Genomic DNA, 13,966 nt, shown 5'->3' with positions numbered 1-13,966 from the left:
GAGGGCGTTGGCGTCGCGAGTGTTCATTCCAAGGGAATTGTCAGGCGAGCCGCGCGTGGGGGCGTCGCCGGAGACGGTGAAGCGCCTGAAGGGGCTCGGCTTCGACGTGGTTGTCGAGGCGGGAGCCGGTCTTGCCTCGCGCATCGTCGACGCCGACTTCGCGGCCAATGGCGCGGAGATCGGCAAGGCATCCGACGCGGGCGGCGCCGACGTGGTGCTCAAGGTGCGCCGGCCGGGCGAGGCCGAGCTCAAGGGCTACAAGCCGGGTGCGGTCGTGATCGCCACCATGGACCCCTACGGCAACGACGCCGCGGTCGCTGCGATGGCCCGGGCCGGCGTCACCGCCTTCGCCATGGAGTTCATGCCGCGCATCACCCGCGCCCAGGTGATGGACGTGCTGTCCTCGCAGGCCAATCTCGCCGGCTATCAGGCGGTGATCGACGCGGCCGCAGAGTATGACCGCGCCCTGCCGATGATGATGACGGCCGCAGGCACGGTCCCGGCGGCGAAGGTGTTCATCATGGGCGTCGGCGTGGCCGGCCTGCAGGCGATCGCGACCGCGCGCCGCCTTGGCGCCGTGGTGACGGCGACCGACGTGCGCCCGGCTGTGAAGGAGCAGGTGCAGTCGCTCGGCGCAAAATTCATCGCCGTCGAGGACGAGGAGTTCAAACAGGCCGAGACGGCGGGTGGCTACGCCAAGGAGATGTCGAAGGAATATCAGGCGAAGCAGGCGGCGCTGACCGCCGAGCATATCGCCAAGCAGGACATCGTCATCACAACCGCGCTCATTCCGGGCCGTCCGGCGCCGAAGCTCGTGTCGGCCGCCATGGTGGCGTCGATGAAGCCGGGCTCGGTGCTGGTCGATCTCGCGGTCGAGCGCGGCGGCAATGTCGAGGGTGCGGTTCCGGGCGAAATCGTCGTCACGGAGAACGGCGTCAAGATCGTCGGCCATCTCAATGTAGCCGGCCGCGTTGCGGCCTCCGCCTCACTGCTCTACGCCAAGAACCTCTATGCCTTCCTCGAGACTATGGTCGACAAGCAGACCAAGGCATTCGCCGTCAATCGCGAGGACGAGTTGGTGAAGGCGACGATGCTGACGGACGGCGGCAAGGTCGTGCATCCGAACTTCGCCGCCGCGCAGGCGCTGGTCGACGCGCCGGCTGCCACGACCGCGGCCGCAAAATCCGATGTCGCTGCTCCGGCGAAGAAGCCCGCGGCCCGTAAGACGGCTTCGAAGAAGGGAACTGCGTGATGGAAAAGACCACGCTGGAAAAGACGCTTGATCAGCTCGACCAGGCGGTCGAGGCGGTGCGCGCCGCCGTCGAGAACGCACCTGCCGCCGCCGATGTCGCCGGCGGCACGGCTCACGCCCTTTCGGGCGGCGCGATCGACCCCTTCGTCTTCCGCTTCGCCATTTTCGTTCTGGCGATCTTCGTCGGCTACTACGTCGTCTGGTCGGTGACGCCGGCGCTGCACACGCCGCTGATGGCCGTCACCAACGCCATTTCCTCGGTCATCGTGGTCGGCGCGCTGCTGGCGGTCGGCATCTCGCTCTCGGGCGCGGCAACGGGCTTCGGCTTCGTCGCGCTTGTGCTGGCCTCCGTGAATATTTTTGGCGGTTTCCTCGTCACCCAGCGCATGCTTGCCATGTACAAGAAGAAAGAGAAGTGAGCGCCTCCCGATGAACGCGAACCTCGCTTCCTTCCTCTATCTTGTCTCCGGCGTCCTGTTCATCATGGCGCTGCGGGGCCTGTCCCATCCGACGACCAGCCGCAAGGGCAATCTCTACGGCATGGTCGGCATGGGCATCGCCATCGCCACGACGCTGGCGCTCGCGCTGCCCACGGCCGGCAAGCTCGGCCTCATCGTCGTCGGCCTCGCCATTGGCGGCGGCGTCGGCGCGGTGGTCGCGCGGCGCATCGCCATGACGTCGATGCCGCAGCTCGTCGCCGCTTTCCACAGCCTCGTCGGCCTTGCCGCCGTGATGGTGGCGGCTGCCGCCGTCTATGCGCCGGAGAGCTTCGGCATCGGCACGATCGGCGACATACACGGCCAGGCTCTGGTCGAGATGAGCCTCGGTGTCGCCATCGGCGCCATCACCTTCACCGGCTCGGTCATCGCCTTCCTCAAGCTCGACGGCCGCATGTCGGGCAAGCCGATCCTGCTGCCGGCCCGCCATTTCATCAACATCGTGCTCGGTGCGGCGCTCGTCGCGCTGATCGTCGCGCTGGTGGTGACGCAGTCGACTACCATCTTCTGGCTGATCGTCGTCGCCTCGCTGGTGCTCGGCGTGCTGCTCATCATCCCGATCGGCGGCGCCGACATGCCGGTCGTGGTGTCGATGCTCAACTCCTATTCCGGCTGGGCGGCGGCGGCTCTCGGCTTCACGCTCGGCAATCTGGCGCTCATCATCACCGGCGCGTTGGTCGGCTCCTCGGGCGCGATCCTTTCCTACATCATGTGCAAGGGCATGAACCGCTCCTTTATCTCGGTCATCCTCGGCGGCTTCGGCGGCGAGACGGCGGCTGCGGCCGATGACGGCGTGCAGCGCACGGTGAAGACCGGCGCGGCCGACGACGCCGCCTATCTGATGATGAACGCGCAGAAGGTCATCATCGTGCCGGGCTACGGCATGGCGGTCGCACAGGCACAGCATGCGCTGCGCGAGATGGCCGACAAGCTCAAGGCCAACGGCGTCGAGGTGAAGTATGCGATCCATCCCGTCGCCGGCCGCATGCCCGGCCATATGAACGTGCTGCTCGCCGAGGCGAACGTGCCTTATGACGAGGTGTTCGAGCTGGAGGACATCAACTCCGAATTCGCGCAGGCCGACGTCGCCTATGTCATCGGCGCCAACGACGTCACCAACCCATCGGCGCGCGACGACAAGTCATCGCCGATCTACGGCATGCCGATCCTCGATGTCGACAAGGCGCGAACCTGCCTGTTCGTCAAGCGCTCGCTCGGCTCCGGCTATGCCGGCATCGACAACACGCTGTTCTACAAGGACGGCACCATGATGCTGCTCGGCGACGCCAAGAAGATGACCGAGGAAATCGTCAAGGCCATGGATCACTGAGCGGCCTGCTCGGCCCGTTCATTCAGGAAAGCGGGGCCAGGCAGGCCCCGTTTTCCGTTGCGGAGGCGCTCAAATCAGCCGGCCGGCGTCAGTTCGAAGCTCGCGACGCCTAGGGCGAAATTCAGCCCGGCCTGCTGCGTGGTGCTGACGGGCTGAAGCGTGAAGCCCTTGGACGTGCCGCCCACCAGCGTGTTGGCCCCGACGCCTGCCGCCGCCGTCACCTCGCCGGTGACGCCGACATAGGTGCCGGCGAGCGAGCCGGGCTCATAGGCATCGGACTTGGCGGCGATGACGGCCCACTGCATCACGGTCGCGCCGGTCACGCCGACGTCGACGCCAAACTTGTTGATGGAGCCGGTATAGATTTCGGGCGGCAGCGATTTGTCCGCCGGAGTGTACGTGCAGCGCACCTCCTTGGTCGAGCCGACGACGAAGCCGACGCTGCCGTCGGCGACGCAATCCAGCCAGCCGGCCTCGACGCCGCTCGCGGCATTGCCGGCCATCGGAATCGTGGAAAGCGCGAGCGCGCCGGCCAGCGTGATAGCTTTGGTGTTCATGGCAATCTCCTTTCGGTTTCCGCCGCATTCGATGGGGCAGAAAGCCCGAGATCGCCCGATGGTTCCCTCGCAGAAGCTTTACGCGCCGGCCGTCGGCTCCAGCTGGACGCTGGCCGAGGCGCGGATCGCGGCGGCGCAGGCGAACAGCGCCAGCGGCAGGAACGCGAGGAAAACCCATGCCGCCACATGGCCGGCGGTTTCCCGGTTGAGGCCGGTCTCGAAGCCGGCGGCATTGGCGATGATGCCGGTGATTGCGGCGCCGATGGCGTAGCCGATGCGCTGCATGGTCGGCACGGCACCCGACGCGATCGTCCGTTCATCCTTGCTCGCCGCCGCCACGATGACGCGCGTGACGAAGGGCCAGGCGACGCCGAAGCCGCCGCCCTGCAGCAATGCGCAGAACAGGATCAGCCACAGGGTTCCGGCCGGCACGGAATAGGCGAAGCCGGCTATGCCGGCGGTGATCATCAGAGCGCCCGCGACGATGATGGCGCGTTCGCGGTGCGGCGGCGCGTTGGCGACGAGGATCGAGAGGATCGACCAGGAGATGGATTCGGCCGCGATGATGTAGCCGGTCGTCAGCAGCGGAACGTCATGCAGCGTGGTCAGCAGCAGGGGGCCGTAGACGCCGAAGGAGCAGGTGGCGATGGAGAATGCCGCCACCATGGTCATGCCCGTGCCGAGCGGCGTGCGCCAGTCGAACAGGCGTGAGGGAAAGAGCCGGGCGGCGGCGTTGCGGCTGTCGAGCCGGAAGAAGAGAGCCAGCCCCGCAAGCCCGAGGCAAAGAAGCAGCGCCGAGCGCAGTGGCTGGATGTTCACGCCGGCGCTGGCGACCAGAATAATGCTTAGCGCCAATGCGGTCAGCACCGGATAGGGAAAGGGCGGCAGTCGGTTGCCGCCGCTGGCGCGACGCGCCTCGGGCGTGTCGAGCACCAGAAAGCTTGCCGCCGCCATGGCCGCGCCGCCCAGCGTGAACACGCCGAAGGCCCACCGCCATGAGAAGGCTTCGGACAGGATCGCCCCCAGCAGCGGTCCTCCGAACGCCGCCACGCCCCAGATCGCCGACATGATACCGAAGAGCTGCGGCCAGATTCTCGGCGGGAACAGCCTCTCCACGGAAACGAATGCAAGCGACACCAGCGCGCCGCCGCCGAGGCCTTCCACCAGCCGCCCGGCGAGGAAGATGGGCATCGATGCCGCCGTCGCGCAAATGAGGGCGCCGGTGGCGTAGAGAAGCGCCGCGACGGTCATGTTGGTGCGCAGCGGAACGTAGGAGATCATGCGTCCGGCGGAAGCGCCGGCGACTATGGCGCCGAGTTCGTAGATGGCCAGCGACCAGCCTACGAGTTCAACGCCGGAAAGCTCGCCCACCATGGCCGGCATGACGGTCGCGACCATCGTCTCGTTGGTGGCGTGCAGGAGGATGCCGAGGCTGACGAAGCAGAAGCGGAAGAGATCGCCGCTCGCCCAGAGCGCGCGCCAGTCCACCCGCTCTGCTGTCTGGTCGTTCACGCGGAAACTCCCTGAAATCTGCCGTGAGACCCCGGGGCAGTCATCCCCGCCGGGCCGGCATCGGTCAGGCGGGTCTTGTAGAACCTCAAGTCCGGTCGAGCTCAAGCCCGTTCTCCGGCCCCTCCTTGGGCCAGTCGATCAAGCTTTATTCTGCCAGAGGGCGGTCAGGCGCCGCGTGCATCCAACGTCAGTTGCCCGCGCTGCGCAGCTGGAACTGGCTGACGCCGACCGCGAAATTTAGCCCGGTCTGGGTCTGAACGCTGAGCGGCTGCAGGGTAAAGGTCTGGCCGGAACCGCCGACGAGAAGATTCGCGCCCGCGCCGACAGCGGCCGTGACTTCGGCGCTTGCGCCGACATAATCGCCGGCCAGCGCGCCCGGCGCGTAGATGTTGCTGCTCGAGGCCAGGACCGCCCAGCGCATGATCGTCGCCTCTGTGTAGCCAACATCCAGCCCGAACTTGTTGATCACGCCGAAATAGGCTTCCGGCGCCCATTGCTTGTCGGCCGGCTCGAACGTGCAGCGCACGTCCTTGGTGGAGCCGAGGATGAAGCCGGTGCCGCCTTCTATGACGCAGTCGAGCAGGCCGAGTTCGACGCCGCCCTGCTGCGCATGGACGGGAGCAAGCGTCGCGAGGAAGACGGCGAGGGTGACGAGCGATCTGCACATGGCGATCACCTTCATTCGGGGAGACAGGTCAACCGCCCCGCGTGCGCGCCAGCCCGTCCGATGCCGGACGGTAGTTCGGGTCGAGCTGCGCGGCCCGGGCGAAGGATTTCGACGCGCGCGCCTTGTCGCCGCGCTTTTCGTACACCAGCGCCTGATTCGCCCAGCTTTCCGCCAGCCGGTCGTTCAGCTTGATCGCCATGTTGAAGTCGGCGAAGGCGTTGTCGTCGTCGTTCAGCGCCAGATAGGAGACGCCGCGCCCGTTGTAGGGTTCCGGCGATTCCGGCGACAGCGAGATCGCCGTCGAGAAATCCTCGATGGCGAAATTGTGCTGGCCCTGGCTCTGGTAGATCAGGCCGCGGCGGTGGTAGGCGCGGCCGTCCGTGGTGTCGAGCTGGATGGCCTTCTGGAAATCGTTGAAGGCGTTCTGGGTCTGGCCGGCACGGCGATAGAGATCGCCCCGGCCGATATAGGCCGTGTCGTAGCTCGAATTGATCTGGATGGCGCGGTTGTAGTCGGACAGCGCCTTCGCCTGATCGCCCGTGTAGCGGTAGATGAGCGCGCGGTTGGCGTAGGCTTGGTAGAAGTTCGGGTTGAGTTCGATCGCCTTGTCGAAGTCGCGCAGGGCCTCGCGATACTTGCCGCCGCGTCCGTAGGCCGATCCGCGCACATTGTAGGCCTCGGGATCGCGCGGATTGCGGTCGATGACGGCGCTGAGCGAGGAGATGTTCTCGTCGGAGGACTGCGCGCGGTCGATGGTCGCGAGATCGCTGACCGGGCTCGACTGGCAGGCGGCAAGAGCGGACGCCAGAAGAAGCAGCGCGGCCACGGCTGGACGTCGCCACGCGGTCATTGGCTCGGCTGCTGTTGATTTCATATCCGGCTTTCCCACTCCGACGCCGAGGCACCGCCTCGCATCAGCCATCCGTCAGACCTTCGGCCTTTCGGCCGCAAAGCAAAAAGGTGGCGGCGATTTTCCAATCGCCCCACCTCTGTCGCTATATCCCGAAAGGGACGAAAACTTGGCGCTTACGAACGCGGCGCGCGAGACGGCTGCGCAGCGGCGGCAGGACGCGGGGAGCCCGGCAGGAGGCCTTCGCGCTGGGCACGCTTGCGAGCGAGCTTGCGGGCGCGGCGGACGGCTTCAGCCTTTTCGCGGGCGCGCTTCTCGGACGGCTTCTCGTAGTGGCCGCGCATCTTCATTTCGCGGAAAATGCCCTCACGCTGCATCTTCTTCTTCAGTGCGCGGAGTGCTTGATCGACATTGTTGTCGCGGACGAGTACCTGCACGTATGCTCCTGTCTAAACCGGTTCCGGGCGATGGTGCCTGAGTTCCAAGGCGCCTGAGTTCCAAGCGGGCAGCGGCCGTATAGCCACACGCCTCCGCGACGGCTCCCATCGCGAATTGGCGCGGCTGATAGCAGAATCAAGGCCGCCTGTCGAGGCCCGCGCGTTCAATTCCTTGAGCATCCGGACTTATTCCGCCGCGTCGCGCGTCGCCGCGCGGTCGTCGGGCGCATCCGGGTCGCCCGGTGCGGTCTCGCAGCCGAGATCGGGGAAGGCCAGCACGCGCCTGCCGTGGAAATCGGTGCGCACGACAAGCGTGCCGCGTTCCTCGAAATAGGCGAGCAGACGGCGCGCCCGGCGCGGCGAATGGCTGCCATAGGCGCGGGCCAGCGCGGCGTCGGACGGGCAGGGCTCACCGGCGATCGCGGCGCGCGCCACCATGAGGAAGACGCCCTGCAGATCCTCCGGTATATCCTTCGACAAGGCAAGCGCGGCCGACCAGCTTTCGCCACGCGCCGTGTCGGCGTCGACGCCGGCCTTCGCCACGGCCAGTTCCCGGCGGAAGGCGGAGAGATTCAGCGGCTCTCCGGGCACGCGGCGGATGCGGCAGCGGACGAGGAAGTCCTGATAGAGCACCGCGTCGGCTCGAAACGCCGCGTCCGGGTCGTCGAGAATCTCGCGCAGCACGGCGGTTATGCCGGCCGACCGTTCCGCCTCGTCGATGATGTCGAACACCGGCTGCGCCGGCTTCTCGATGACGGGAACCGAGCGCGCAAGCTGCTCCAGTATGTCGGCGGTCGGCATGGGCGGAGGCGGCGGAGGCCGCCGCAGCGGGCGTGTGGCCTCGTCGGGGCCTGGCGTGAAGATCAGGTCGCGCGGGTCCTGTGGTGCTTCGGGCAGCGGCGTCAGCTTCGGGCTGGTCGAGCGCGCCGAGGTTTCCACAGCGCCGATGACGATGGGCAGCGGCCGGCGCGAAAGGGCGGGGCCGAGCGCCACGAAATGGCCGCGCGCGAGGTCGCGGAACTGCTCGGCCTGGCGCCGGTCCATGCCGAGCAGGTCGGCGGCGCGAGCCATGTCGATGTCGAGGAAGGTGCGGCCCATCAGGAAGTTGGAAGCTTCCGCCGCGACGTTCTTGGCGAGCTTGGCCAACCGCTGGGTGGCGATGACGCCGGCGAGCCCGCGCTTGCGGCCACGGCACATCAGATTGGTCATGGCGCCCAGCGACAGCTTTCGCGCCTCGTCCGACACCTCGCCGGCAGCCGCCGGGGCGAACAGCTGGGCCTCATCGACCACGACCAGCACCGGATACCAATGATCGCGGTCGGCGTCGAACATGCCGCCGAGGAAGGCTGCGGCAGCGCGCATCTGCTGCTCGACATCGAGGCCTTCGAGATTCAGAACGACGGAGACGCGATGCTGCCGCACGCGCCCGGCGATGCGCGTCAGCTCGGTCTCGGTGCGCGCCGCATCCACCACCTGATGGCCGAATCGGTCGGCCAGCGTGACGAAATCGCCTTCCGGGTCGATGACGCACTGCTGCACCCAGGGCGCGCTCTGCTCCAGCAGGCGGCGCAGCAGGTGCGACTTGCCGGAGCCGGAATTGCCCTGCACCAGCAGGCGCGTGGCCAGCAACTCCTCCAGATCGAGCGCCGCGGGCTTGCTTCCCGCGACCCCCATGTTCACGTCCACTTTCATGTCGGGCTTCAAGCTATGGCAGGGTCCATAGAAGGCTCTAGCACCAACTTCCGCTATTGGCGAAGGCGTGCCTTGTCGATTCCCACAGTTCCCGCCGTCGCCGAGGCGATGACCGGCGCGGCCGGCGCCGGCAGAACGTCCAGCAGGCCGGAATCGACGCGCCGCCGCAGATGCCGATCGACCGCCGCCCGGTCCTTGCAATCGTGGAAGCGCCCTTGGCAAAGGTCCTTCAGCGCGATGAGCTCGCGATACATGGGCGAGAGCGGCAGATGTGCGCCCTCGATCAGCGCGGCGCCGAGGAAGCCGATATCGAGAGGGCCGTCGCCGAACGCCTTCATGTCGACGTCGTAGTTGAAGGAATGCACGGTGAAATAGGTCTTGTAGGCGATCGAGCGCAGATCCTGCAGCGAATTGCCGCCGAACTGCTCGTCCACGAGGTTCTTGGTGATGTACGACTGGTGGTCGCCATATTCGAGCACCACCGAGCCGCGCTCCGTCGTCATCGATCTGATCGCTTCGAGATAGCGCTGGAAGTCGTGCTGGCCGGTCAGCATGCGGTTCATGTATTCGTCCGTCGCGGCGTCGCCGCCGAATTTTACGAAAGGCAGCTTGTTCTCGCTCACCAGCGGCTCGTTGTAGGGCGAGTGCGGGAACATGGTCTTCAGCGAGAGCAGCAGCGGCCCGCCGCCCTTGCGGTGATGTTCCTCTATTAAGGCTTCCGCCGCCTTGAAGTAGAACTCGTCGCGATGCGCATAAAGGGTCGCGTGGATGTCCTTCGAGTCCAGCACGTTCTGGAAGCCGATCGATTCCATGAACGGTCCTTCGTTCACGAAATTATGGTTCACCGGCGTGATCTCGACCGTCCGGTAGCCGCATCCGGCGAGCACTTCCGGCAGCGCGCCGTGCACCTTGCCTTCGAGCACCGTCGTCACATAGGGCGCCTGTACGCCGAAATCGGCGGTCGAAAGCCCGGACATGACGGAGAGGTTCGAGACCCAGGTGCCGCCACCGAACGTCTCGACATACATCGGATGGAACTTGCCGTCCTGCGACAGGAAGGCGTGCTTGAAGAGGTCGCCGACCTTCAGCTGCGGGAAATTCTCCGGATTGGTGGCGCTTTCGCTGAGCACGATGAAGATGTCGGGTTGATTGCTCATGTCGCCGCAATCCGTCTCGCCGGCATAGGGCGGCTGCGGCGGCACCTGCTGCATCAACCCGGCGAATTGGCTCTGGCTGAGCGCGTACTGGAGGTCCAGCGTCGACACGAAGAAGGACGAGGCGTTGAAGCCGCCGAGATAGTGGAAATAGCGCGGCTCGTCGGGCGCCAGCGGATAGTCGACATAGATGCCCAGGCATGACGCCGCAAGCAGCGCCAGCCGCACCGGCCAGGCGGTGCTCCCGCGCTTTTCCCAGAAGCCGAGCACCACGAGGAAGATCACGGCCAGGAAAATGAGAACGAAGACCGGGACGATCAGATAGGCGTATTTCTCGACGAGGAACCGGATGGCGTCGGGGTCCTCGCCGGTGAAGGTGAAGTCGAAGACATGCAGGTCGAAACCCTTCAGCCGGTACTTCACCGCCGAACTGATGGCGATGATGGAAACCGTCGCCATGCCGGTATAGGCGGCCAGATAGGGCTTTCGCGACAGCAGGAAGACGAAGGCCGAAATGGCGATGACGATGAAGCCGACGAACGGCATGTTCGCGGGGATCTTCTCGAGGACATAAAGTCCCGTCATGACGATGATGAATGCGCCCGCGACCGTTACAGGCCTGCAGAGCAGCGACATCACAAGACCAAGCGTCCCGCGCATCCGGCGACCTGTCCAATCCGGCCGCCAAGGCTTCGGCGGTCAGCGTATATCGCCGATTTTTCCGTTGCCGGCGAACGAATCGCGCTTTTAACCTTAACCATTCCGCCGACCTGTCGGCATCCGTATGAAGATGTCGGAGCGCCGCGCCTTGTGCTGCAACGGACGATTGCGGGTCGACAGCGCCCTGCATTTTGCCTAAACGGCGCGTCCGCGAAAAATTCCCCGACAGTGGACGAGATCATGAAACCTGCCTTTGGCGGCATCGACTTCGGCACGTCGAACTCCACCGTCGGGATCATCGACAACGGCACGGCGCGACTCGTGCCCGTCGAGGGCGCGGCGGTGACGATCCCAAGTGCCGTCTTCTTCAATTTCGAGGACGGGCATACCTATTTCGGTCGCCGCGCCATCGAGGACTACACGCTCAACTCCGAGGGACGTCTGATGCGGGCGCTGAAAAGCGTGCTCGGAACCTCGCTGATCCACGAGAAAACGCGCATCAAGGCGCGCACCATGCCGTTTTCCGACATTATCGGGCTGGTGCTCGGCCATCTCAAATCGCATCTCGATACCGCACATGGGACCGATGTGGAGCATATCGTGCTCGGACGCCCGGTGCATTTCGTCGACGAGGACGAGGCGGCGGACCGCGCGGCGCAGGACGAGCTGGAGAAGGCGGCGCGCAAGCAGGGTTTTCACCACATCGAGTTCCAGTTCGAACCGATCGCGGCTGCCATGGACTACGAGCAGACAGTGGAGTGCGAGGAGATCGCGCTGATCGCCGATATCGGCGGCGGCACGTCGGACTTCTCAATCGTGCGTGTATCGCCGGAGGCGCGGCGCAGGGCGGACCGTCGCGAGGACGTGCTCGCCAATACCGGCGTGCATGTCGGCGGCACCGATTTCGACCGCCTGCTCAGCGTCGCCCGCGTCATGCCGGAACTGGGCTATATGACCCCGACGAAGGACAGCAAGCGCAACCTGCCTGTCTCCTACTTCTTCGACCTCGCCACATGGCAGCGCATCAACTCGCTCTACACGAACAAGGCGATGAGCGATCTCAGGCAGATCCGCTACGATGCGGCACGACCCGAACTGCTCGATCGTATGATCGACATCGTCCAGCAGCGTCAGGGCCACGCGCTGGCCGGCCGCGTCGAACGCGCCAAGATCGAGCTTGCCGGCGGCAGGGCGGCTGCGATCGATCTTGGTCTCGGCAGCGAGAAGGTGATCGTGCAAAGCAATCCGGCAATGCTGGACGAGGCGATCGGGACCGCTGTCGGCCGTATCGACGCGACGGTCGATGCGGCGCTGAAGGCCGCCGGGCTCTCTGCGGAGCGGATCGACACCTTGTTCATGACCGGCGGTTCGACCGGCATTCCGGCGGTACACGCTGCCATTGCCCGGCGCTTTCCGCAGGCGCGCGTTGTCAGGGGCGATGTCTTCGGCAGTGTCGGGCTGGGGCTGGCGCTCGACGCGCAGCGAAGGTTCGGGTGAGCTTTTCGCTTCGGTCGGGATTTCCGTCGCAATTCGCAACGTCCCGTCGCAAATAGCGCAAGGGTGGCACGCGGTTTTGGCTAGTGATAAAAGCGGTCGGGCGTTCGCAGCAGGGCGACGGCCGTTTTTACCGGCACAAGGCAGGCGGCATGCGGAAGTATTCGGTATTTGCGATCGCGCGCGAGGCCATGCGCGGGCACAAGGGCTGGGAGGCCCAATGGTCCTCGCCCGAGCCGAAATCCGAATATGACGTCATTATCGTCGGTGCCGGCGGTCACGGTCTGGCGACCGCGTACTATCTTGCGAAAGAGCACGGCATCACCAATGTCGCGGTGCTGGAAAAGGGCTGGCTCGGTGGCGGCAATACCGGCCGCAACACCACCATCATACGCTCCAACTATCTCTACGACGAATCGGCCGGCATCTACGACCACGCCCTGAAACTGTGGGACGGGCTCAGCCAGGACCTCAACTACAACGTCATGTATTCCGCGCGCGGCGTCATGATGCTGGCGCACAGCGTTCACGACACGCAGGTCCTGAAGCGTCACGTCCATGCCAACCGGCTGAACGGAATCGACAATGAGTGGCTGACGCCCGAGCAGGCGAAGGAATTCTGCCCGCCGCTGAACATTTCCCGTCACGCCCGCTATCCGGTCGTGGGCGCAACGCTCCAGCGGCGCGGCGGCACCGCGCGCCACGATGCGGTGGCGTGGGGCTATGCGCGCGGCGCCAGTGCGCGCGGCGTCCACATCATCCAGAATTGCGAAGTGACCGGCGTTCGGCGCGCCGCCGATGGCCGCATGGCGGGCGTCGAAACGACGAAGGGGTTTATCGGCGCGAGGAAGGTCGGCGTGGTCGCCGCCGGCCATACGTCGGTCATCATGCAGATGGCGGATGTGCGCATGCCGCTCGAATCCTATCCGCTGCAGGCGCTCGTGTCGGAGCCGGTGAAGCCGGTTTTCCCCTGCGTGGTCATGTCGAACACCGTCCACGCCTATATTTCCCAGTCCGATAAGGGCGAACTGGTGATCGGTGCCGGCACCGACCAGTACACTTCCTATTCGCAGGCCGGCGGGCTGCACATCATCAACCACACGCTGGACGCGATCTGCGAGATGTTCCCCATCTTCGCGCGCATGAAGATGCTGCGCTCATGGGGTGGCATCGTCGACGTCACGCCGGACCGTTCGCCGATCCTCGCCAGGACGCCCGTTCAGGGCCTCTATGTGAATTGCGGCTGGGGCACCGGCGGGTTCAAGGCGACACCGGGTTCCGGCCATGTCTTCGCGCATACGATCGCGCGCGACGAGCCGCATCCGATAAACGCGCCCTTCACGCTGGAGCGCTTCAGGACCGGCCGGCTGATCGACGAGGCGGCCGCCGCCGCGGTCGCCCACTGATGCCGGCTCTTGCCGCCGCGATCGCGGTCGCCGCGCCGCTGCTCATGGCCGAGCAGTTGCCCGTCGTCGCTGTCGGCGAGCGCGATTTTTTCCACATTCCGAGCGAGGACGATTTCCGGCTCCAGAAGATTGCGCGCACCGATCATGAGAAGGAATGGCCGTTCACGGTGGACGAGGGCTATCTGACCTGCGCCTTCGTCGTCGGCCGGCCGGCCGTCTATTTTACCGAAATGCCGGTGGAGGATGATTTCGACGCCGCGGACCTCCGCACCGTCATCGTCTCGACGGACCCTTTCGACCTCGCCTTCGGCAATCTCGGCGACGGCGGTCTGATGCGCAAGGGCGGCGACATCGCCGATCTCATCCGCCTGATGGCGCCGTTCGAATCGCTCGGCGCGCGCCTGTGCGAACAGCCGCGCGGCACGCAGATCGGCCCGGGGGAACTCTAGGACAAAGCC

The 13,966-nt window shown here is 65.7% G+C and carries 13 protein-coding genes; 6 read left to right on the top strand and 7 right to left on the bottom strand.

The genetic code is table 11. The features are described from left to right. Positions 1–7: 7 nt before the first annotated feature. From M9955_01670 to M9955_01660, 3 genes are read left to right on the top strand one after another with little or no spacing between them, the layout of a single operon-like run. Complete coding sequence (locus M9955_01670; protein MCO5080346.1) at positions 8–1,252, top strand: Re/Si-specific NAD(P)(+) transhydrogenase subunit alpha; 1,245 nt, start codon at positions 8–10, stop codon at positions 1,250–1,252. Further along, positions 1,252–1,671, top strand: a complete 420-nt coding sequence (locus M9955_01665) for a proton-translocating transhydrogenase family protein (GenBank protein ID MCO5080345.1) — start codon at positions 1,252–1,254, stop codon at positions 1,669–1,671. The genes M9955_01670 and M9955_01665 overlap by 1 nt, the downstream gene beginning before the upstream one ends. A gap of 10 nt (positions 1,672–1,681) precedes the next feature. Next, positions 1,682–3,079 (top strand): NAD(P)(+) transhydrogenase (Re/Si-specific) subunit beta, encoded by a 1,398-nt coding sequence (locus M9955_01660; GenBank protein ID MCO5080344.1) that lies wholly within the window; start codon positions 1,682–1,684, stop codon positions 3,077–3,079. Between the two features lie 74 nt (positions 3,080–3,153). Here the strand turns inward: M9955_01660 and M9955_01655 are convergent, their stop codons facing one another. From M9955_01655 to M9955_01625, 7 genes are all read right to left on the bottom strand, one after another. Continuing rightward, positions 3,154–3,636: a DUF992 domain-containing protein gene (locus M9955_01655; protein ID MCO5080343.1), complete on the bottom strand. Its 483-nt coding sequence runs from the start codon at positions 3,634–3,636 to the stop codon at positions 3,154–3,156. Between the two features lie 78 nt (positions 3,637–3,714). Then, complete coding sequence (locus tag M9955_01650) at positions 3,715–5,148, bottom strand: MFS transporter (GenBank protein ID MCO5080342.1); 1,434 nt, start codon at positions 5,146–5,148, stop codon at positions 3,715–3,717. A 187-nt stretch (positions 5,149–5,335) separates the two neighbouring features. Next, positions 5,336–5,815 carry a DUF992 domain-containing protein gene (locus tag M9955_01645; protein MCO5080341.1) on the bottom strand — a complete coding sequence of 160 codons (480 nt, stop codon included), beginning with the start codon at positions 5,813–5,815 and terminating at the stop codon, positions 5,336–5,338. A 28-nt stretch (positions 5,816–5,843) separates the two neighbouring features. Continuing rightward, positions 5,844–6,689, bottom strand: coding sequence for a tetratricopeptide repeat protein (locus M9955_01640; GenBank protein MCO5080340.1), 846 nt, complete (start codon positions 6,687–6,689; stop codon positions 5,844–5,846). A 152-nt stretch (positions 6,690–6,841) separates the two neighbouring features. After that, complete coding sequence (gene rpsU / locus M9955_01635) at positions 6,842–7,102, bottom strand: 30S ribosomal protein S21 (protein MCO5080339.1); 261 nt, start codon at positions 7,100–7,102, stop codon at positions 6,842–6,844. Between the two features lie 186 nt (positions 7,103–7,288). Beyond that, the gene (locus tag M9955_01630) at positions 7,289–8,794 is read right to left on the bottom strand and encodes an ATP-binding protein (GenBank protein ID MCO5080338.1); all 1,506 of its coding nucleotides are present in this window, start codon (positions 8,792–8,794) and stop codon (positions 7,289–7,291) included. 53 nt (positions 8,795–8,847) lie between these two features. Further along, positions 8,848–10,608: a sulfatase gene (locus tag M9955_01625; protein ID MCO5080337.1), complete on the bottom strand. Its 1,761-nt coding sequence runs from the start codon at positions 10,606–10,608 to the stop codon at positions 8,848–8,850. A gap of 240 nt (positions 10,609–10,848) precedes the next feature. Here M9955_01625 and M9955_01620 point away from each other — a divergent pair, with 240 nt between their 5' ends. From M9955_01620 to M9955_01610, 3 genes are all read left to right on the top strand, one after another. Then, positions 10,849–12,105: an Hsp70 family protein gene (locus M9955_01620; protein MCO5080336.1), complete on the top strand. Its 1,257-nt coding sequence runs from the start codon at positions 10,849–10,851 to the stop codon at positions 12,103–12,105. A gap of 149 nt (positions 12,106–12,254) precedes the next feature. Further along, on the top strand, positions 12,255–13,508 hold the full coding sequence (locus M9955_01615) for a sarcosine oxidase subunit beta (GenBank protein ID MCO5080335.1): 1,254 nt from the start codon (positions 12,255–12,257) through the stop codon (positions 13,506–13,508). Continuing rightward, the gene (locus M9955_01610; protein MCO5080334.1) at positions 13,508–13,957 is read left to right on the top strand and encodes a hypothetical protein; all 450 of its coding nucleotides are present in this window, start codon (positions 13,508–13,510) and stop codon (positions 13,955–13,957) included. Before M9955_01615 ends, M9955_01610 begins: the two co-directional genes overlap by 1 nt. The last annotated feature ends 9 nt before the right edge of the window (positions 13,958–13,966 follow it).

The sequence above is a fragment of the Rhizobiaceae bacterium genome, assembly GCA_023953845.1.
Classification (GTDB): Bacteria; Pseudomonadota; Alphaproteobacteria; order Rhizobiales; family Rhizobiaceae; genus Arvimicrobium.
Note: the sequence above shows the minus strand (reverse complement) of the source record. Positions and strands in the feature narration are given on the sequence as shown.